Source organism: Parapedobacter lycopersici, assembly GCF_024643285.1.
Taxonomy (GTDB): domain Bacteria; phylum Bacteroidota; class Bacteroidia; order Sphingobacteriales; family Sphingobacteriaceae; genus Parapedobacter; species Parapedobacter lycopersici.
The window spans coordinates 273,660-292,331 of the sequence record NZ_JAMSLW010000005.1 but is presented as its reverse complement, the minus strand read 5'-3'; the positions used below and the strand labels follow the sequence as shown (position 1 = coordinate 292,331).

At 47.8% G+C, this 18,672-nt stretch carries 21 protein-coding genes; 11 read left to right on the top strand and 10 right to left on the bottom strand.

Annotated features, from left to right (window positions below):
• The first annotated feature begins 39 nt into the window (after window positions 1-39).
• On the top strand, window positions 40-879 hold the full coding sequence (locus NEV57_RS12365; RefSeq protein WP_257658634.1) for a maleylpyruvate isomerase N-terminal domain-containing protein: 840 nt from the start codon (window positions 40-42) through the stop codon (window positions 877-879).
• 128 nt (window positions 880-1,007) lie between these two features.
• On the opposite strand, the gene NEV57_RS12360 is transcribed toward NEV57_RS12365, so the two are convergent.
• Window positions 1,008-1,583, bottom strand: a complete 576-nt coding sequence (locus NEV57_RS12360; protein ID WP_257658633.1) for an outer membrane beta-barrel protein — start codon at window positions 1,581-1,583, stop codon at window positions 1,008-1,010.
• Window positions 1,584-1,822: 239 nt separating this feature from the next.
• On the opposite strand from NEV57_RS12360, the gene NEV57_RS12355 reads away from it, so the two are divergent.
• The 3 genes from NEV57_RS12355 to NEV57_RS12345 are packed head-to-tail and all read left to right on the top strand — an operon-like array spanning window position 1,823 to window position 5,096.
• A complete protein-coding gene (locus NEV57_RS12355; RefSeq protein ID WP_257658632.1) occupies window positions 1,823-2,362 on the top strand; it encodes an RNA polymerase sigma-70 factor in 540 nt (179 codons plus the stop codon).
• A gap of 36 nt (window positions 2,363-2,398) precedes the next feature.
• Window positions 2,399-3,361: a FecR domain-containing protein gene (locus NEV57_RS12350; RefSeq protein WP_257658631.1), complete on the top strand. Its 963-nt coding sequence runs from the start codon at window positions 2,399-2,401 to the stop codon at window positions 3,359-3,361.
• Window positions 3,362-3,365: 4 nt separating this feature from the next.
• A complete protein-coding gene (locus NEV57_RS12345; RefSeq protein ID WP_257658630.1) occupies window positions 3,366-5,096 on the top strand; it encodes a hypothetical protein in 1,731 nt (576 codons plus the stop codon).
• A gap of 17 nt (window positions 5,097-5,113) precedes the next feature.
• Here NEV57_RS12345 and NEV57_RS12340 read toward each other — a convergent pair whose 3' ends face one another.
• Window positions 5,114-5,863 carry a lysophospholipid acyltransferase family protein gene (locus tag NEV57_RS12340; protein WP_257658629.1) on the bottom strand — a complete coding sequence of 250 codons (750 nt, stop codon included), beginning with the start codon at window positions 5,861-5,863 and terminating at the stop codon, window positions 5,114-5,116.
• Between the two features lie 304 nt (window positions 5,864-6,167).
• Between NEV57_RS12340 and NEV57_RS12335 the strand changes: the two genes are divergently transcribed.
• Complete coding sequence (locus tag NEV57_RS12335; RefSeq protein WP_257658628.1) at window positions 6,168-6,536, top strand: DUF488 domain-containing protein; 369 nt, start codon at window positions 6,168-6,170, stop codon at window positions 6,534-6,536.
• A gap of 75 nt (window positions 6,537-6,611) precedes the next feature.
• On the opposite strand, the gene bshC is transcribed toward NEV57_RS12335, so the two are convergent.
• The 6 genes from bshC to rpmB all read right to left on the bottom strand — a co-directional run bounded on the left by bshC (window position 6,612) and on the right by rpmB (window position 11,373).
• Window positions 6,612-8,198 (bottom strand): bacillithiol biosynthesis cysteine-adding enzyme BshC, encoded by a 1,587-nt coding sequence (gene bshC / locus NEV57_RS12330; protein ID WP_257658627.1) that lies wholly within the window; start codon window positions 8,196-8,198, stop codon window positions 6,612-6,614.
• A gap of 49 nt (window positions 8,199-8,247) precedes the next feature.
• Window positions 8,248-9,582, bottom strand: a complete 1,335-nt coding sequence (gene rimO / locus NEV57_RS12325; protein WP_257658626.1) for a 30S ribosomal protein S12 methylthiotransferase RimO — start codon at window positions 9,580-9,582, stop codon at window positions 8,248-8,250.
• 8 nt (window positions 9,583-9,590) lie between these two features.
• Window positions 9,591-10,553, bottom strand: coding sequence for a signal recognition particle-docking protein FtsY (gene ftsY, locus NEV57_RS12320; RefSeq protein ID WP_257658625.1), 963 nt, complete (start codon window positions 10,551-10,553; stop codon window positions 9,591-9,593).
• Window positions 10,554-10,661: 108 nt separating this feature from the next.
• Window positions 10,662-10,847, bottom strand: coding sequence for a DUF4295 domain-containing protein (locus NEV57_RS12315; RefSeq protein ID WP_257658624.1), 186 nt, complete (start codon window positions 10,845-10,847; stop codon window positions 10,662-10,664).
• Between the two features lie 43 nt (window positions 10,848-10,890).
• On the bottom strand, window positions 10,891-11,073 hold the full coding sequence (gene rpmG / locus NEV57_RS12310) for a 50S ribosomal protein L33 (RefSeq protein WP_257658623.1): 183 nt from the start codon (window positions 11,071-11,073) through the stop codon (window positions 10,891-10,893).
• Between the two features lie 66 nt (window positions 11,074-11,139).
• Entirely contained in the window at window positions 11,140-11,373 is a 234-nt protein-coding gene (rpmB, locus tag NEV57_RS12305; protein ID WP_257658622.1) for a 50S ribosomal protein L28, read from the bottom strand.
• Between the two features lie 215 nt (window positions 11,374-11,588).
• Here rpmB and NEV57_RS12300 point away from each other — a divergent pair, with 215 nt between their 5' ends.
• The 5 genes from NEV57_RS12300 (at window position 11,589) to NEV57_RS12280 (ending at window position 14,322) form a co-directional block, all read left to right on the top strand.
• Window positions 11,589-11,816: a signal peptidase gene (locus NEV57_RS12300; RefSeq protein WP_257658621.1), complete on the top strand. Its 228-nt coding sequence runs from the start codon at window positions 11,589-11,591 to the stop codon at window positions 11,814-11,816.
• Window positions 11,813-12,172, top strand: coding sequence for a diacylglycerol kinase family protein (locus NEV57_RS12295; protein WP_257658620.1), 360 nt, complete (start codon window positions 11,813-11,815; stop codon window positions 12,170-12,172). Before NEV57_RS12300 ends, NEV57_RS12295 begins: the two co-directional genes overlap by 4 nt.
• Window positions 12,173-12,190: 18 nt before the next feature.
• A complete protein-coding gene (gene recO, locus NEV57_RS12290; RefSeq protein ID WP_257658619.1) occupies window positions 12,191-12,913 on the top strand; it encodes a DNA repair protein RecO in 723 nt (240 codons plus the stop codon).
• 101 nt (window positions 12,914-13,014) lie between these two features.
• Window positions 13,015-13,245, top strand: a complete 231-nt coding sequence (locus NEV57_RS12285; RefSeq protein WP_257658618.1) for a 4a-hydroxytetrahydrobiopterin dehydratase — start codon at window positions 13,015-13,017, stop codon at window positions 13,243-13,245.
• A 24-nt stretch (window positions 13,246-13,269) separates the two neighbouring features.
• Window positions 13,270-14,322 (top strand): AI-2E family transporter, encoded by a 1,053-nt coding sequence (locus tag NEV57_RS12280; RefSeq protein ID WP_257658617.1) that lies wholly within the window; start codon window positions 13,270-13,272, stop codon window positions 14,320-14,322.
• Window positions 14,323-14,390: 68 nt separating this feature from the next.
• Here NEV57_RS12280 and NEV57_RS12275 read toward each other — a convergent pair whose 3' ends face one another.
• Window positions 14,391-14,582 carry a cold-shock protein gene (locus NEV57_RS12275; protein ID WP_257658616.1) on the bottom strand — a complete coding sequence of 64 codons (192 nt, stop codon included), beginning with the start codon at window positions 14,580-14,582 and terminating at the stop codon, window positions 14,391-14,393.
• A 139-nt stretch (window positions 14,583-14,721) separates the two neighbouring features.
• On the opposite strand from NEV57_RS12275, the gene acnA reads away from it, so the two are divergent.
• Entirely contained in the window at window positions 14,722-17,448 is a 2,727-nt protein-coding gene (gene acnA / locus NEV57_RS12270; RefSeq protein ID WP_257658615.1) for an aconitate hydratase AcnA, read from the top strand.
• Window positions 17,449-17,566: 118 nt separating this feature from the next.
• On the opposite strand, the gene NEV57_RS12265 is transcribed toward acnA, so the two are convergent.
• Window positions 17,567-18,622, bottom strand: coding sequence for a glycosyl hydrolase family 18 protein (locus tag NEV57_RS12265; protein ID WP_257658614.1), 1,056 nt, complete (start codon window positions 18,620-18,622; stop codon window positions 17,567-17,569).
• Window positions 18,623-18,672: the final 50 nt, after the last annotated feature.

The following is an 18,672-nucleotide window of genomic DNA, read 5'->3' as shown; positions in this document are numbered from 1 at the left end:
TAGTTACAGACGGCCAATTGGACCGTTAACAATTATATTATGTCGACAAAAGCAAATATACCGATTGACGTGGTTGACTTATTGCCGGTTCTTGACGGGAAATTAATCGAACTGTTGAAGTCCCTTTCTCTGGACGACTGGCAAAAGCAGACCATTGCAAAACTGTGGACAGTTAAGGACGTTGTTGCCCACCTGCTTGATGGAAATATCCGTACCCTTTCCATACTTCGCGATAATTACTTTGGTGAACAGCCACCGGGCAATTCTTATCCGGAATTGGTTGACTTCCTGAACAGGCTTAACGCGGATTGGGTGAAAGCCATGAAGCGCACAAGTCCGCAAATGCTCATTTTTCTTCATGAAATGACCGGACCCGTGTTTTGTGATTACTTCAAAACGCTAAATCCAACCGATGGATCCTTACTGGCCGTAAACTGGGCAGGAGAAACGGAAAGTAAGAACTGGATGGAGATTGCCCGCGAATACACCGAAAAATGGCTACATCAGCAACAGATACGTGACGCGGTTAATAAACAGGGCTTAATGACCCATGAGTTGTATTATCCGTTTATTGATGTGTTTATGCTTGCGCTTCCGCATACTTATCGGGCAATTGAAGCAGAAAACGGGACAACAGTAAAAGTAACGGTCACATCAGCCATTGGCGGGTCGTGGGTTCTGACACGGATGGCCGGAAAATGGGTATTAACCAAATCAAATTTAGATGCCCCGACAACGGAACTTATTATCGATCCGGACACATCGTGGAAACTATTTTCAAAAAGTTTACGCCCGGAACAGGTGAAGGATAAAGTAAGCGTATCCGGCAATCAAATGTTGGGTGAAGCGGCATTATCGATGGTTTCCGTGATGGCGTAGTGCCGCAGCGTTAGCATCAGTTCCCGCCTGGAAAATGAAAAAGGCTTGGCATTACTGCTGTTTCAAAACTCATCACATGTTTAAACCCCGGGTTGTTGCCCGAGGTTTAAACATAAAGCTATGATGGTTTAAAACTTATACCCAACGGATAGGCCAATCATTCGATTTCGGCTGTCAAGCTCCTTGCTTGTTTTGCTCAGGGAGTGATTATACCGCAGATCGATCATAAACCGATTAATGTCTGTCCCGATGTTAACAACGCCATCGTAAGTAAATGTTTTAAAATTGATGCTATTGGTGGCGTTGTTCTTTTTTAAATTATAGTTTACCTGGGGCCCCAACGATGCTCTTAGGTTCATTTGATCGGTCTCCACTATTTTATAACCTACTTGAATAGGTACATTCAATTGATAGAATGTGGGGTCATAGTTTTTCTGCTGCAAGGTATATGCCGATTTAAATGTCGTGAATGTTAACTCACCCTGCATGTAAAGCTTTTCTGCCGTACGGGCAAATACCCCAGCCTGCACACCAAACTTCGAGTCTGTATTGCTAACCGCGTTATTGCCATAGCCTGGCATATTATACAGCACACCGGCCTTGATACCGAACTCCATGTCCTGTGCATTTACCGTTAATTGCAGCCCGAGACTTAATGCGAAAACCATAAACCCGTACTTCACCTGTTTTTTCATTTTTTTCATGATGTAATGATGTTAAATTATGTGTTTTTACTATTGCTATGTATGACTATGACAATGTATTTGGCATATACCCTGTTCATTTTTAAAAAACAGTTAATCGCTTCTGCTATTTTTGTTTTCGATGAAAGATGTTGATATAAAAAAGGCAAAAATCAATGAGGGTTAAGACTCTTTTGGTTGTCTTTATAGTTAGAGCAGTCAGAAAGGGCGCCTGACACAAAACAAGAAACATGCATGATATGACGATGCGGTTAGGTAAAGAGAAAAAATTTGAAGAGGTCTACAGGACTTATTTTAAAGAGTTGCATCGATACGCCTTTAAACTATTGGGAGATACTGATACAGCGGAGGAAACCGTTCAGCAGGTTTTTTTGAAATTATGGGAAAAGGACCGGGAACAGGATGTTCATACTTCTATTCGCTCATACCTGTACCGGGCGGTGTATAATGAGAGTGTAAACCTCATCAGACGCGGGCAGCTCAAAATGAAATACGAAATGTACCAGCAGCATGCCCGGGGCCGGGATACCGACACACAGCAAAGCGATATCGAATTGAAAAAGCAGCTGCATGTGGCCTTGTCCCAATTACCTGAAAAGAGTCGATTGGTTTTCGAAATGAGTCGCTTTGAAGAATTGAAATACCAGGAAATAGCCGATGAGCTGGCCCTGTCATTGAAAACCGTGGAGGGTCACATGACCAAAGCGTTGAAACACCTAAGGCTTCATCTTGCGGATTATCTAAATGTATTGACATTAATCATTATGGTAGGTTCATGACCTGCATGAGGTATTTCACTCATAACTAACTAGCTAATGAAAAAGGAATTGATCGTAAAATATATTGTGGGAGAAGCGGATCATCAGGAGCGGCGCCTGGTGGAAGCCTGGGTCGCCAAACATCGTGATAATAAAAAGGAGCTCGAAGAAATGAAGAAGGTATGGGATATTGGAGAAGAAACCGGAGTGGTTCCTGAAATAAACATAGATAACCTTTGGTCGGATTTTGTGCGGATGCGTGATGAACGCAATAAGGTAAAAACCCTTGATGCTCCGAAAAAAAGGACCATGCGGAATTGGATCAGTATTGCCGCATCGCTGTTGTTGTTTGGGGCGCTGGCTGTTTGGGGAGTTCAGTCGATATTCCGTGTCGAAAAAGTGCTGAAAACGGATTTGCAGGTGCAACACACGGGCCTGCCCGATGGGAGCATGGTTTACCTGAATAGTCATGCTACGATGGTTTACCAAAAAGAATGGCTTGGGAAAGACCGAAAAGTCCAATTGCTTAAAGGAGCCGTTTTCTTTGATGTGAAAAGGGATCAGCAGCATCCTTTCGTAATCGAAAGTGGTAAAAGTAAAATCACGGTATTGGGAACAAGCTTCCATGTCCGCCGCGACGGGAACGAGACCGAGGTTATCGTGGCAAGCGGCTCCGTAAAAGTCAGCCATCATGGACAGGAGCTTGTCTTAAAACCCAATCAAATGGTTGTTGTTTCAGACACCTCCACACATCAGGTCCTTATCGACACGGTTCCGGACCAGCTTTATCGATATTACGTTCACCAGGAGTTTATTTTTGAAAACACGCCGCTGCCGAGGGTTTTTGACGTGCTGGGAAGGGCGTATGGAAAACAATTCCTGATTGAAAACCCGAAGGCCAAACTGTTAAAATATACGGCGACATTTGAACAGCAGCAGCTGGCGGAAATACTGGATGTTATCCTGAAAACATTCGACTTAAAACTGACTAAGAAAGATAACGTCTATTACATTAATTAAGCACATGTCTATCTATTATACGTTTATCAGGTCGCTCGAAATTACGACACACATTACCCGGAAAATAACGCTTTTCATAGCAACCTCGCTGATCGTATGCCTAAGCTGTTCTTCCGTTTATTCCCAAAATAGGCTTTCGGGCCCTGTGGAGCTGCCAAAATTTGAAAACGTAGCAATCCGGGAGGTCTTTGATGTGTTAAGGCAGCAGTCAATCCTGTTTTCTTATAACAGTAGTTTACTTGACCTCGATAAAGAAGTCAGCATGGCTCCTTACCAGGGGCTGTTAATCGATTACCTGGAAAAACTGCTCGGAGAAAAGTATAGCTTTAAAGAAGCCAATTCCCACATCATTATTACCTATGCCCCGCAACGGATGGATGTAAGCACGGTAGATATCGATACCACAAAGAATAACCGGACAATGATTTCGGGCTATGTTAAGGACATACGGACAAACCTGCCGGTTGGTTTGGTAAGTGTGTATGACCGGACGGCATTTCAGGGGGCTACGCTGACCGGTAACAATGGGTATTTCGAGCTGGACATCAAACATCCGACGAATACCGTTACGATCGCACTAAGCAAGGAAAATTACCGGGACACAATGCTGGTGCTCATATTGCCGGTTGAAATTTTGCAGGCTTCCAAAGGAAAGCGAATCGGGTATTACCACGCAAACGACTCCAATAAAACCATCTCAAATTCGGTGTTTGGTAGGTTTTTTACGAGCTCCCGGCAACGGATTCAAAACCTGAACCTGGGCGGGTTCTTTGTGTATAGCCCCTTTCAGGTATCGATGACCCCGGGGTTGAGTACACATGGTCTTTTTAACTCACAGGTACTCAACAAATTTTCCCTGAATATCATCGGCGGTTATACGGCGGGAGTAACCGGAGCGGAGTTAGCCGGGGGGTTCAATGTAAATCAATACAACATGCATGGCGTGCAGCTGGCCGGTTTATCCAATGTCGTGGGGGGTAATACCAGTGGGTTTCAGGCGGCCGGGTTCGGTAATGTTGGTTTGAATAAACTAACAGGCGTACAATTAGCGGGCGTCTGGAACAGTGCCGATACGGTTGTTTTAGGACTGCAATTGGCCGGTGGGATCAACCGGGCCAAAAAGGTAAAAGGCATCCAGGTGGCCGGGGTGATGAATATGGCAACGGGCGATGCCGGAAACCAGTTGGCCGGAGGGCTGAATATCGCTTCAAAGGTGCAGGGTGTACAGGTAGCCATTGTTAATATTGCCGACAGCAGCGACTATCCTATTGGTATATTTAACTGGGTGAAAAATGGTTCCCGCCAATTGGCTTTGGGAATTGACGAGAGCGGATTTACGGCGTTGAATTTTAAAAGCGGCGGACGGGTGATGTACAGTGTACTGGGGGCAGGAACATACCTGAATAACGACACCTTCAAATACGGCCTTGAAATTGGTATCGGGGCGCGTCTTGTACGGAAACCATCATTTACATTAGCTGCTGAACTGGTTCAACGAACGCATTTTGATAAAGACTTTAATTACAAAGCGACTAACCGAAGCTCATTGCGGATTATCCCCGCAATCCATTTGAGCCGTCACCTCCAGGCATATGTCGCCCCCTCGCTCACCTATGCAGATGCCTTACACCCCGAACCGGGAGCCAAGGGTGTGATATGGAAATTTTGGAAAACGGATCAGACAAGGAATACGTTCCACGGCGGTGGTACAATTGGCCTGATCTATGCCTTTTGATTCCCGGATAAGGCCTTTCATTTCCATCTCCTGTGTGACCATAGCCACCATGCGGGGGCTTTATGGATGCTCTCCTCGAGCATTTTGGTATATGTCCTGGTGATATACCCTTCTGTCGTGTTGGAAGCATTTTCACAGATGGTCTGCACATTCATTTCCCACGTATGGTTTGGCTTTGAAGCCAGCTCTATGTATCCCACGAAAGCATCTAATCGCCGGGCCAGTTGTTCTGCACCGGAAAACATCCGGGTTTGCTGATTTAGAAAGTTTACTGAAATTCCATTGTTGCTTCCGGGAAACTGGTCTGCGATGAATAGCATAATGGAGTTGTTGGTTTTATCTTTTAATGGTGCCCTGAGTGCCTGTCCGGACCTGATAAGGGTTAAACCATAGCTGGTTCTTCTGCTTCGGACGAGGTAATCCGCTAAATTGTTCTTCAGGGGTTTATAGAGGGCCCTTACCGGTACATCGGTAAACCGCGGAAGTTGGTTGAGCACCTCCCAGTTACCAAAATGTCCCAGTAAAAGTATCGTGGGACGGCGACGGTGGCTCAACTGCCCAATTTTATGTGTTGTGGCCAGGCCTACTTTGAGCGTTGTCTTTGATGGGTAAAGCATTTCCCATCCTATCCTCGCGAGGTTTTGGTAAAATTCGTCTGTACAGTCATTAATCTCTTTATATGAAAACCCGGGAAAAGCCCTGGAAAGGTTTTGAACACATACGCTTAACCGGTAGCGAATAACCTTTCCCAAAAAATAACCTAACATGGTGTTGCCGCCGTTAAACTGAAATTTTCTAAAACCGTATTTAACCCCATTGATGCGGTAGCTGCCGGAAAAGCGCCGCTGTTGTCCCGAAACAAACTTCTCAATCCAAAACGTTTAATCATCTGATCCATTTATACTATGACAAACAAGGTCGTCACTACCCTTGGCTTTTTTCAAATACCGGCGATCTACGAATGGCTTCTGTGTAAACCTGCCTGCCTATGCGATCCGGAGCGGCGCAACGGCCGGCCGGAGTGTTCGCGTATTTTGGATATTGATGATTTTCTTGATAACTTTATACTTATTGTCCTATAAGAAGCTCCCCATGGCTAATTTTCAGCTAAAGCGTATTTACGAACAGCCGGCTAAAACAGATGGCTACCGGATACTGATCGACCGCCTTTGGCCAAGAGGTATTAAAAAGGAGGCTGCCGAACTGGATGAATGGGATAAGGAGATTGCCCCGTCAACCGCATTGCGGAAACAGTTCGATCACCGGCCTGAACGGTTTGACACATTCTCGGCACAATACCACGAAGAACTCCTGGAAAAAAAGACGGAACTGGACCGGTTGCGGGAACTCGCCCAAAAAAAGCGGGTAACCTTACTTTATGCCGCCAAAGATGAACACATCAACCACGCCGTGGTATTAAAGGAGGTGCTGGAATCGTAATCCAGCTGTCTCCGGCGCATAACAATGGATATGATGGCCAACGATCGGCCAATGATGAGGCCCCGCTCAGGGAAATCAATAAATAATCGTAAACTGAAAGTCCAACGGACGGAAGTAATGAATCAGTTCATGGATTAGCTTGTCGCCATATTTCACGTACAGCAACCCAAAGTTTTCAGAACGTTCCTGCAGGGCTCCCCCCGGAAAAAGCTTCTCTTTAATCCGGTCGATCTGGATCAGGGCATCCTGATGATTGCGCTTATCTGCTTTAAGCAGTTTTTTTTCCAGCCGGTTAAGCGCTTTCTTCAGTCGCGCTTTTACGGCGCTTACGCTCGGCCCCAGGCTGGGATCTATCTTATGTGCCCTTAACTGAAGCTTGCTAAAGATGCTGCTCAGTTCCATCCACTCATCATTAAGCGCGAGGCGGTGCCGGGTGTGGCGGCGTACATACTCCTTTTTAAGCTCTTCGTTGGTCTTAAAGATACTTTTAAACGTGAGATCGAGCCGCAGGACCTTTACCGCCATATTATCGTCGGTAATCATTGCGGAATTCCGGGGTACTAATATGGGAAAGTCGACACCGTAATGATCAAAACAGCGTTTCAGCTGCAGCCAGTAGCCAATTTCAGCTCCCCCGCCAATGTAAGCAAGATTAGGCAAAATCAATTCCTGGTAAAGGGGGCGCATGACTACATTCGGGCTAAACCGCTCAGGGTGCTGCACAACTTCCGTTTTCAATGTAGCACCTGTGAAGGAAAGTGGTTGATGAAGCACCTCATAGTGATCGGCCGCGCTTTTGACAATCCGCTCCCGATAGGTATCCGTTAAATAAAAAAAGTTGATCTCGCGTGCATGTACCTGGGCAGCGAATCCGAGCTGCTTTAATTCCGAAGAGGTCTGCCCAATTGCACGATGACTGTGCTCGCCAATCACATCCTGTTCGATAATCGGTGCCATTAATTTCTTCAATGCCGGCTTATCCGCGTCAATAATAACCAGTCCGTGTGCTCCAAAGAGCCCGTTCACCAGGTGCCGGGTAGCGTCGGCCAGGTTATTGTGCCGAAGGTAAGCCGTTTCAATTAATTGCGCGAGTTTGGTAGAGTTGTCCGAAAGCCCCAAAAACCGCTGGTACTCGCGCACTGTCGCTTCCATACTTTCTGTACTCATCCGCCCTGTTGCACTCACTGCCTCTGTTTCCCAGGTAATGCGCTTCCCATGAAGCTGAGTATGGTTGATCTCGGCAAAATCATGATCCTCTGTTGCCATCCAATAAACCGGCACGAATCGGTAGTCGGGGAATTCCGCTTTCAGGTCCTGTGCAAGGCGGATAGCCGTCGCTATTTTGAAAATAAAGTAAAGCGGGCCGGTAAAAATATTGAGTTGATGGCCCGTAGTCACGGTAAATGTACGTTCATCAAGCAGGGCATCAATGTTCCCGGTCACGTCCGGATGAGCGTCTACTGCGGCATATTGCTCCCTCAGGGCCTCTACCAGCACCTTCCGGTTGGTTTTCCCTGCTTTTGCCTGTATTTGCCGGCCAAACCCTTCCAGTGTCGGGCGATTCCCGGCAAAAGGGGTTAATTGAGGGTCATTTTCAAGATATGCCAACAATGTTTTCGAAAAACTGTTGGTGTCTTTGTAGTCAATGTAGGTTGCCTTCATCTGTGAAACAAAAATAAGGCTTGGCAGGCGAAGCAGGAATTGTTAACAATTATTTGACAATTGATCCATACAAATCAAAATCCTCGGCACGCTCAATCCGTACATCTACGAAACGCCCCGTTGCCGCATAGTTATCTTCCGTCGGTATCAATACTTCGTTGTCGACTTCAGGCGAGTCCTGCGCCGTACGGCCGACAAAATATGCGCCTTCTACCTTATCGATAAGCACCGGGTAAACCTGTCCCACCTTCTGTTGGTTGATCGCGTATGAAATACCCTGCTGAACATCCATGATCTGCGCGACACGGTCGGCTTTCACCTCCTCCGGCACATCGTCCGCCAATTCATAAGCATGGGTGTTTTCTTCATGCGAATAGGTAAAACATCCCAGCCTGTCGAACCGGGTTTCCGTCACCCACTGCAGCAGTTCGTCAAAATCCGCCTGGGTTTCGCCGGGATAACCGCAAATAAGGGTTGTACGCAGGGCGATATCGGGTACTCGGTCGCGTATCGCACGAACCAGGTCTATTGTCTTTTGTTTCGTAATCCCCCGGCGCATGGAGCGGAGCATTGGATCACTGATGTGCTGCAACGGCATATCCAGGTAATTACAGATATTATCCCGTTCATTCATCACATCCAGGATATCCATGGGAAAGCCCGATGGGTAGGCGTATTGCAGCCGTATCCATTCAATGCCTTCCACGTCGGATAGTCGTCGCAGCAAATCAGCCAGGTTCCGCTTGCCGTAAATGTCAAGTCCATAATACGTGAGGTCCTGTGCGATAAGAATCAGCTCTTTTACGCCATTTTTAGCCAAAAGCCGGGCCTCTTTTACGAGATCGTCCATGGATTTCGACACGTGCTTGCCCCGCATCAGCGGAATCGCGCAGAAAGAACAGGGGCGATTACATCCTTCCGCGATTTTGAAATAAGCGAAATGGGAGGGGGTTGTCAATAGCCGTTCGCCAAGAAGTTCGTGCTTGTAGTCCGCGCCGATTGTTCCCAGCAGGTTCTGCAGGTCGTTCGTGCCGAAATAAGCGTCGACATGCGGTATTTCTGCCGATAATTCAGGTTTATACCGCTCCGATAAGCAGCCGGTAACGATTACCTTTCCCACTTTGCCCGCCTCTTTGAGCGCGCTATATTGTAAAATAGTATCAATGGACTCCTGTTTGGCATTGTCGATGAATCCACAGGTGTTGATTACCACGATATCATCTTTCCGAAGCCGTTCTGCCTCATGCACGACCTGCCGCTGGTTCCCCCGCAGCTGGCCCATCAGCACTTCGCTGTCGTGAATATTTTTAGAGCAGCCAAGGGTAACGACATTGACACGTGGTTCCCGCGACACCGCCGCTTGTTTTTCCTGCTTTGTTTTCATATCATCGGTCACTTAAACAGTGAATCCACAAAATCCTTTTTATTGAATAATTGAAGGTCGTCCATTTTTTCTCCCACGCCGATGTATTTGACGGGAATTTTGAATTGGTCGGAGATGCCGATGACTACGCCGCCTTTCGCCGTGCCGTCAAGTTTCGTAAGCGCCAAGGCGTTCACATCCGTAGCCTGGGTAAACTGCTTGCATTGTTCAATGGCATTCTGGCCGGTAGAGGCGTCAAGAACCAGCAGGATCTCATGGGGCGCGCCCGGAACGACCTTCTCCATTACCTTTTTGATTTTCCCCAGTTCATTCATCAGTGCCACTTTATTGTGCAGCCGGCCGGCTGTATCAATGATCGCCACATCGTCGCCATTGGAAACCGCGGACTTTACCGTATCAAAAGCCACCGAAGCGGGGTCCGAGCCCATGGCCTGGGATACCACCCGCACACCCACGCGTTCGCCCCAAAGTTTGATCTGGTCAACCGCGGCTGCACGGAACGTGTCGGCTGCGCCCAGTACTACCTTGTTTCCGGAAGCCCTGAGCTGATGGGCCAGCTTTCCAATGGTCGTGGTCTTTCCCACGCCGTTGACCCCAACGACCATGATTACATATGGCTTTTGGTTACTGTATTCAAACTGCTGGAAATCCGAGCTGTTATTCTCGGCAAGCAATGCCTGTATTTCTTCGCGCAGCAGCACATGGAGTTCTGCGGTGTTCACATATTTATCACGGGCAACGCGGGCCTCAATCCGTTCAATGATCTTGAGTGTGGTTGTTACCCCTACATCGGAAGTAACCAGTATTTCCTCCAGCTCGTCAAGCACCTCTTCATCCACGGTGGCCTTGCCGATTACCGCTTTGGTAATCTTGGATAAAAACCCGGCTTTCGTCTTTTCAAGTCCTTTGTCCAGCGCTTCCTGCGCCTCGGGGGTCTCCTGTTTCTTTTTAAAAAAATCAAATAATCCCATAGCTCGTTGCCGTATAAATTAATAACAACAAAAAGGCCCTTTCGGTCCTCCCCGAAACGGCCCATCGGTGGTCTTATCCCGAACCACCTTTACTTCCTTAACACAAAACTACTGTGCCGAAGACTCCGTAACGGCTTCCTTAGCCGCCTCAACAGCGTCTTTAATGTGGTCGTTGTGCGCAATGAGTTCCTTAAAGGTATATGCACCGGTTTTCGGAGACCGTACCGCTGTGATTACTTTGGTGTAGTCTTTTCCCTTTCCGGTTTTCAGTGATGCTACTGCTTTCTTTGCCATGTCCGTTTATGTTTTGCCGACGCCCGCTTAAACGGGCACCTGTTTACTTAATTTCTTTGTGAACCGTCACCCGGCGCAATACCGGATTAAATTTCTTCAACTCCAACCGTTCGGTCGTGTTTTTCTTATTCTTGGTCGTAATGTAACGGGACATTCCCGGCTGACCGCTTTCTTTATGCTCGGTACATTCCAAAATAACCTGTACCCTGTTTCCTTTTTTCGCCATGATCTTATTATATTATATCGCCGGTACGGCGTGCAAATCGTTATCTTACCTGTGCTCAGGCACCTGCTATACGTAGCCCTTTTTGATAAATTTATCGATAACAGCGGTAATACCGTTCTTATTTATCGTCTTTATCGCGGAAGTAGATACTTTCAAGGTAATCCATCGGTTTTCTTCCGGAATGAAGAACCGCTTCGTTTGCAGATTAGGGTAGAATTTACGTTTGGTCTTGGCGTTTGAATTCGAAACGTTATACCCGTTCATCGCCCCTTTTCCGGTTAAATCACAAACTCTTGACATGATCTTATGTTATTTTATTGTCGTTAAGCTCTTTTTCGCAAAGAGTTTGCAAATATCTACATTTGTTTTTGATTATACAATTATTTTTTGCTTTTAGCCGGAACGGTTTCCCGTCTTGCCGTCCGGACGTGTTTTTTATCAAACCCGCCGTTGGTCCAAACCGTTGTTGAAAACATTATCTTTGTGTGATTTGTCATGAAGACAAACGCAACAATATGAATAAATATCTACTGCGTGGCATTGGCTATACGGTTGTCGGGTTGGCCAGCTGTGCCTGGAGCTATGCGCTGAGGAGCGAGGAAAATGCCTTATACCGATGGATCATGATTGCCGGCGTGATCCTCTTTGGTATTGGTTTTTTGACGATCATCTATAGTTTCATACGAAAAATCGAGCGGCACAGCATACTGGAAGAACGTCGGGAACAACAGGAAAAAGAATGAACAGGAAAAATGCGTTCGTCAATGCCTTCCACGGAATCCGTGCGGCGTTCCGCGACGAGCGGAATTTCAAGATCCATACGGTAGTGGCCCTTCTGGCGCTACTGACCGGGTATTGTCTCCGGTTATCCGCCACGGAATGGCTTTGGGTATCGCTGGCAATGGCAATGGTAATGGCTGCTGAACTGATCAATACCGCAATAGAGGCTCTTTTTGATTTCGTTTCCCCGGGCGAGCATCCACTGGCGAAAAAAGCCAAAGATACCGCTGCTGCCGCCGTATTGATCGTCGCCGTTTTCGCGTTGGTGGTCGGGCTGGTTATCTTCGGACCTAAACTCTGTCGCCAATTCTTCTATTAACAACAGGTATCTGCCATTATGCGTCATAAAACCCGGGGCATCGTATTAAAACACACCAATTACAGTGAAACCAGTGTAGTCGCGCAGATTTTTACGGAAAAATTCGGGTTGCAGTCCTACATCGTTAACGGCGCACGAAGGCCCCGCGCAAAAATCGGCACAGTACTCCTGCAGCCCCTCTTCCTGCTGGATATGGTGGTGTCGTATAACGAACGAGGTACGCTGCACCGGATCGCCGAAGCCCGCCAGCTGCCCGCTTTTCAAACCATCCCTTATGACGTTTATAAACGGGCGGTACTGCTCTTCCTCAATGAAATGCTGTACAAAAGCCTACGGCAGCAAGCCACAGACGAGCCCCTGTTCGATTATATTTTCAATGCCGTTTCCTGGCTGGACTCGGCCGAAAAGATGCCCCCCGACTTCCACCTGTATTTTTTGGTGAAACTATCGAAATTCCTGGGGTTCCATCCGGCGCCGCCAAAGCCCGGTTGCGTATTTTTCGACCTGAAGGATGGCGTGTTTTGCCAAACACTTCCCGGGCACCCATTTGCATTACAGCACCCGCATACCACTCATTTTGCCTCGCTCTTATCCTGTTCAATGGAGCAGTTGCCGTCCCTACGTATACCCTTGGCCGATCGGCGCTTTCTACTTGAAAGGATCATCGATTTTTATCGCCTTCACATCGATAGCCTGGGCGAAATCAAGTCACACGCGATACTGGAAGAAGTCCTCGGATAATCCTGCACATCACCGGTCAAGCCCGTCAAACAAAAGCTGCCAAAGCATTGTTTTCCCTTAAAGGATCACTCATTTTTTTGACAACCCCAATCCATACGATCATGTGGCAGAAACAAGACAGCTCCCTTTACCGCTCATTCGTTTTTCGCGATTTTTCCGAAGCTTTCGCATTCATGCTTCGGGTAGCACTACTGGCAGAAGCACATAATCACCACCCGACCTGGACCAACAGCTGGAATAAGGTGGAGATCTGGTTAGCCACGCATGACGCCGGAGATACCGTCACCGAAAAAGACCGCAAGCTGGCCCGGGCTATTGACCAGCTGCTATAGCAATAAGGCAAAACCACAGGCAATATGGCAAGAAATTCCCCGGTATATGGCTTCAATCAGGTGATGCTATTTGTCGTCCTGCTGTTTGGAATACTCTATTTTGCCAAGCCATTTCTTATTCCGGTAGCCATCGCCGGCATGATGGCCATGCTTCTGGTTCCCGCTTGCCGGCGATTGGAGCATTGGGGTATACCTCGCGGACCAGCTGCCGGTATCTGTGTGCTTACCACCCTGGTACTGCTTTCGGGCGTATTCTACGTGCTGTTTTATCAAATGATGTCGCTTGGAACAGATATACCGGCCATTGCATCCAAACTAAATGCCATGCTCAACAATGCGCATCAATTTATTTCAGAGCATTTCCAGCTTCCCATCGCCGAGCAAAAAGACTACCTGCAACGGCAGGTTGCCGGTCTATCCAGCCTTGCCGGTAAATTCATCGGCGACATTTTCCGGTCCGTACTCTCATTTCTCGTCCACCTGCTGATCGTTACGGCCTATACTTTGTTGTTGTTGATTTACCGCGGCCGTATCAAGACATTTGTCCTCCGGCTTGTTGCTCAGTATGCGGGCGAAGAAAACACGAAAAACGCCCAGCGTGTCATCGAAAAAATTACCCGGGTAGCCAGCGCTTATTTAACTGGGGTTTTTTCCGTTGCCCTTATTTTTTCTGTCATTAATTCCGTCGGACTCATCATCATCGGCATTGAGAACGCCTTGTTTTTCGGCATTATGGTTGCCTTCATTAACATCATACCATACGTCGGCTCCGTTGCTGGAAGCTCGGTTGTGGTTCTTTATACGCTCATTACCCGGGATACGTTGGTTACCCCGCTGATTGTCGCCGTCTTTTTCATCGTACTTCAGCAGATCGACAGTTATGTACTGACACCGAAGATCACCGGTGGCAAAATCCAATTGAGCGCCCTGTTTACGATTATGGCGTTGCTATTGGGCAGTCTCGTCTGGGGTGTCGCGGGCATGATCCTGTTTGTGCCTTTTCTCGGTGTCGCCAAAATCATCTTTGACCACGTCGATTCATTGAAACCCTACGGCTACCTCATTGGCGTGCATTAACCGGACAAAAAAAGCCGGTAGTTTAAAACTACCGGCTGAATACAATAAATATAACTACTAGGGAATCCTTAGATTACCTTAACATTTACCGCATTTAGACCTTTCCTTCCTTGCTCAACTTCGTAAGAAACATTGTCGTTCTCACGGATTTTGTCGATTAAGCCGGATGAGTGTACAAAAATGTCACTCTCACCAGAATTAGGAACGATAAAACCAAAACCCTTGGTTTCATTGAAGAATTTAACTACTCCTTCTGCCATTGTTATAAAAATTAAAAAATAATAAAAACCCAAAGGTATATATAATTATTTGTAAACCAGTCAAAATTTATTTTAGTATTTTAGCCCTATCAGGCTCATTTTTTATTCACATATCACATCAATTAACTAACTAAGCATAATGGAACACCAAATAGCTTCCCTAAAAAAATTAGAGGCCGAAGGAAAACAGATCAGCAGACTCCCGTTCTCCATTCGGATTTTATTGGAAAATGTGCTCCGGAATCACGACGGTTTTGCCATTACCGACGAGCATTTGGACACACTGATTAACTGGGATCCCGTAAACACCGACCGGGAAGTTCCCTTTAAGCCGGCCCGCGTACTGATGCAGGACTTTACCGGCGTTCCCGCGATCGTGGATATCGCGTCTATCCGCGCTGAAGTCATCCGCAAAGGGGGCGACGGCAGCCGGATCAATCCGGCTATTCCCGTCGACCTGGTCATAGACCATTCTGTCCAGGTCGATTATTTCGGAACCAACTATGCCTACCTGCGGAACGTGGAGCTGGAATACGAACGCAATGCCGAGCGTTACGAACTACTCAAGTGGGGCCAGCAGGCACTGGATAATTTCACTGTTGTGCCGCCCGGCATGGGCATCTGCCATCAGGTAAACCTGGAATACCTGGCAAAAGGCGTCATTGCCCGCGACGGGTGGGCCTTTCCAGACACACTTGTCGGTACGGATTCCCACACACCGATGGTCAACGGAATCGGCGTAATTGCCTGGGGTGTCGGTGGGATTGAGGCGGAGGCCGCCATGCTTGGCCAACCTATTTATTTTACCTGCCCGCAGGTAATCGGATTAAAGCTGACCGGAAAAATTCCGCCGGGATGTACCGCCACGGACATGGTGTTGTCCATTACCAAGCTCCTTCGGGATTATGGCGTTGTGGGTAAATTCGTTGAGGTCTTTGGCGAAGGGCTCGACCACCTGAGTGTACCCGACAGGGCTACGATTTCCAACATGTCGCCCGAATTTGGCTGTACGGTTACGTATTTTCCCATTGACAAACAGACGCTGGAATACATGCGGAGGACCAACCGTTCGCCGGAGCAGATCACCCTCGTCGAGGAATATGCCAAGGAAAATATGCTGTGGCGTACCGGAAACGAGGAGATTGTTTACTCTGACGTACTTGAATTAGATCTGGACACCCTGGAACCTACTGTATCCGGACCCAAGCGGCCGCAGGACAAGATTCTGGTAAAGGATCTTTCAAATCAGTTTTCCCACCTGATCGAAAAAGAATATAACCGGGATTACTTACCGGTAAAAGACCGGCAGGTGCAGTCGTGGCTGTCAGAAGGCGGTTCGGGCAGTGAATTTGTTTACGAAAATCACCTCAAGTCCACCGGTATTGCCGTGGAAAAAGAACAGATCCATTCCGTGAGGATAAAAATAAAGAACCAGGAATATACGCTGAGCGATGGCAGCATTGTCATTGCGGCAATTACAAGCTGCACGAACACCTCCAATCCGGCGGTGATGGTCGGTGCAGGGCTTGTTGCCCGTAAGGCTGTGGAGCGCGGCCTGCGCACCAAATCCTGGGTAAAAACCAGTCTGGCTCCCGGGTCAAAGGTGGTAACGGAATACCTGGAGCGTGCAAACCTGCTGGATGAACTTGCCGCACTCCGCTTTCATACCGTTGGATACGGCTGTACTTCATGCATCGGTAATAGCGGTCCGCTACCCCCGCACATTGCAGAGGCCGTGGATAAAGGAGATCTTGTGGTTGCTTCCGTGCTTTCCGGAAACCGGAATTTTGAGGCCCGGGTGCACCCGCAGGTACGGATGAACTTCCTGATGTCGCCGATGTTGGTTGTTGTGTATGCGCTTGTCGGCCGTGTAGACGTGGATCTGTTGACCGACCCGATCGGGTACGATCCCAATGGAAATCCGGTTTATCTTAACGACATCTGGCCCACGCAGCAGGAAATAGCGGACACCGTCGGCAAGTGCCTACGGACAGAAGATTTCGGTAATGTATACAGCGTGATCTTCGAAGGTGAGAAAGACTGGAAGGAGCTCGTTGCTCCGGAAGGGAAAAATTTCGTTTGGAACGAGCAATCCACATACGTGCAGGAGGTACCTTTCTTTAAAGATATTTCCGCTGAACCCGAGTCGATACAGGATATCCGCGATGCCCGGGTGCTGCTATACCTGGGCGATTCGGTCACTACAGACCACATCTCGCCTGCAGGCTCGTTCAAACCGGAATCTTCCGCCGGAAATTACCTGCTGTCAAGGGGTGTTGCACAAAAAGACTTCAACTCCTACGGTTCCCGCCGGGGCAACCACGAAGTAATGATGCGCGGAACCTTCGCCAATGTGCGCATCCGTAATAAAGTTACCGATCGCGAAGGTGGTTACACCACCCATTTCCTTTCAGGAGAAACGCTGTCTATTTACGATGCGGCGATGAAATACGCCGAAACCCATACACCATTAGTGATACTTGCCGGAAAGGAATACGGCAGTGGGTCATCGCGCGATTGGGCGGCAAAAGGAACCAATTTACTGGGAGTCAAGGCCGTAATAGCAGAAAGCTTTGAACGGATCCACCGAAGCAACCTGGTGGGTATGGGTGTTGTTCCCATGGTATTTCCCGAAGGTGAAAATGCAGAAACCCTCGGCCTGGACGGTACGGAAACTTTTTCTATCACCGGTCTGTCGGAAAACCTTGTCCCCCACAAATTGTTGGAGGTCAAGGCTACGAGAGCCGATGGAACCATCATTTCCTTTATGTCAATGGCCCGGTTTGATTCCGCAATAGAAATTGAATATTTCCGCCATGGCGGTATTTTACAGTATGTGCTCCGCGGATTCCTAAAACAATCGTGATAAGATCCCTTGCAAGCAAGGGCATTAAATCATAACATAAACGAAACACCGGTTGATAAGCTAATGTGAACAACCGGTGTTTCGTTTATTTCGGTGACAGCCCGCACGGCTGTTCATTTTAATAGCGTGCTACTACATCCCAAAAACCGGGTGCCTCGCGCCCCAGTACCCAAACCGAAAAGCCGCGCAAATCATATGTTTTCATCAGATCCATTTTCAGCTGAAGCGATTTCGCATCTTCGATGAAAATATATTCAAATACACCATCGTTTTCCCAAAGCGCATAGTTACAGCCAGCCATTTCGTGCCATACGGGTGTTACGTTATACTTACCCAATAAATGCTGTACCGTGGCGTACCCAATTTGACGGCCGTTCGAAAACCCGCCACGCTCCTCCGTGTAGTCCGCAAACCAATGCACGGAATAACTGGGTATCCCCATGGAAAGTTTTTCAGGAGGTACCCCTTCAGCCAGCAGGTGTTTGACAACGCGTTCCACCCATTTGATTCCAGCAACTGGTCCGGGCGTAGTACGCCGGGTATGTTGGTCATAGGTCATAATGGAAAGAAAGTCACCCGCTTCAGCCAGTGCCTTAAGGTCATATCCGGCCCGCCAGTTCTCATAGAGAAATTGCTGGTAGGCAGATACACCGCCCACGTTATCGGTGGCATGAACCAATGCGGCAGAAAGCTGAAGGCCTGCCCCGTGAAGGGCAGCTGCCGTTTCCTGAAAATAGCGGGTAAAATCATCGCGATCTGTAATATGCAGGCCCTCCAGGTCAAATTGCCAGCCATCAAGCCCCAATTGGCTTGCATATTCCAGCATCATGGTGATCGACCGTTTGCGGGCTACCGGATTATGCACAATATCGTGCAGCAGCTGACTGTCAAACCCTTTGTTTACAATCAATGGCATTACTTTTACACCGTTTTCCTTAGCCAGCCGGAGCACACGGGGGTCAACCGTTCCCGTTAATACACCTTCCTTACTCACCAGGAACGTCTGCGGACAAACAATATCAATGTCCTTAATATTCTCCTGGAAACTCTCAAAAGATTCAGGTGAATCCACCATATAAAAAAGTGCCTCTGCCGTTCCGGAAGTGGTTTGTGCCCGAGTCGGAATAAACCAAAAAAACAGGCTCACGCAAAATAAGTATGCGGGTAATCTCATGGGTTTATGTATTTGGTTAGTAGTAAAAATTCGTTTATCAACCGATTCGG

What these genes read in the sequence shown, in the direction of transcription:
- NEV57_RS12365 (WP_257658634.1), top strand. Translation starts at nt 40, where the DNA reads ATGTCGACAAAAGCAAATATACCGATTGACGTGGTTGACTTATTGCCG.
- NEV57_RS12360 (WP_257658633.1), bottom strand. Translation starts at nt 1,583, where the DNA reads ATGAAAAAAATGAAAAAACAGGTGAAGTACGGGTTTATGGTTTTCGCA.
- NEV57_RS12355 (WP_257658632.1), top strand. Translation starts at nt 1,823, where the DNA reads ATGACGATGCGGTTAGGTAAAGAGAAAAAATTTGAAGAGGTCTACAGG.
- NEV57_RS12350 (WP_257658631.1), top strand. Translation starts at nt 2,399, where the DNA reads ATGAAAAAGGAATTGATCGTAAAATATATTGTGGGAGAAGCGGATCAT.
- NEV57_RS12345 (WP_257658630.1), top strand. Translation starts at nt 3,366, where the DNA reads ATGTCTATCTATTATACGTTTATCAGGTCGCTCGAAATTACGACACAC.
- NEV57_RS12340 (WP_257658629.1), bottom strand. Translation starts at nt 5,863, where the DNA reads ATGTTAGGTTATTTTTTGGGAAAGGTTATTCGCTACCGGTTAAGCGTA.
- bshC (WP_257658627.1), bottom strand. Translation starts at nt 8,198, where the DNA reads ATGAAGGCAACCTACATTGACTACAAAGACACCAACAGTTTTTCGAAA.
- rimO (WP_257658626.1), bottom strand. Translation starts at nt 9,582, where the DNA reads ATGAAAACAAAGCAGGAAAAACAAGCGGCGGTGTCGCGGGAACCACGT.
- ftsY (WP_257658625.1), bottom strand. Translation starts at nt 10,553, where the DNA reads ATGGGATTATTTGATTTTTTTAAAAAGAAACAGGAGACCCCCGAGGCG.
- NEV57_RS12315 (WP_257658624.1), bottom strand. Translation starts at nt 10,847, where the DNA reads ATGGCAAAGAAAGCAGTAGCATCACTGAAAACCGGAAAGGGAAAAGAC.
- rpmG (WP_257658623.1), bottom strand. Translation starts at nt 11,073, where the DNA reads ATGGCGAAAAAAGGAAACAGGGTACAGGTTATTTTGGAATGTACCGAG.
- rpmB (WP_257658622.1), bottom strand. Translation starts at nt 11,373, where the DNA reads ATGTCAAGAGTTTGTGATTTAACCGGAAAAGGGGCGATGAACGGGTAT.
- NEV57_RS12300 (WP_257658621.1), top strand. Translation starts at nt 11,589, where the DNA reads ATGAATAAATATCTACTGCGTGGCATTGGCTATACGGTTGTCGGGTTG.
- NEV57_RS12295 (WP_257658620.1), top strand. Translation starts at nt 11,813, where the DNA reads ATGAACAGGAAAAATGCGTTCGTCAATGCCTTCCACGGAATCCGTGCG.
- recO (WP_257658619.1), top strand. Translation starts at nt 12,191, where the DNA reads ATGCGTCATAAAACCCGGGGCATCGTATTAAAACACACCAATTACAGT.
- NEV57_RS12285 (WP_257658618.1), top strand. Translation starts at nt 13,015, where the DNA reads ATGTGGCAGAAACAAGACAGCTCCCTTTACCGCTCATTCGTTTTTCGC.
- NEV57_RS12280 (WP_257658617.1), top strand. Translation starts at nt 13,270, where the DNA reads ATGGCAAGAAATTCCCCGGTATATGGCTTCAATCAGGTGATGCTATTT.
- NEV57_RS12275 (WP_257658616.1), bottom strand. Translation starts at nt 14,582, where the DNA reads ATGGCAGAAGGAGTAGTTAAATTCTTCAATGAAACCAAGGGTTTTGGT.
- acnA (WP_257658615.1), top strand. Translation starts at nt 14,722, where the DNA reads ATGGAACACCAAATAGCTTCCCTAAAAAAATTAGAGGCCGAAGGAAAA.
- NEV57_RS12265 (WP_257658614.1), bottom strand. Translation starts at nt 18,622, where the DNA reads ATGAGATTACCCGCATACTTATTTTGCGTGAGCCTGTTTTTTTGGTTT.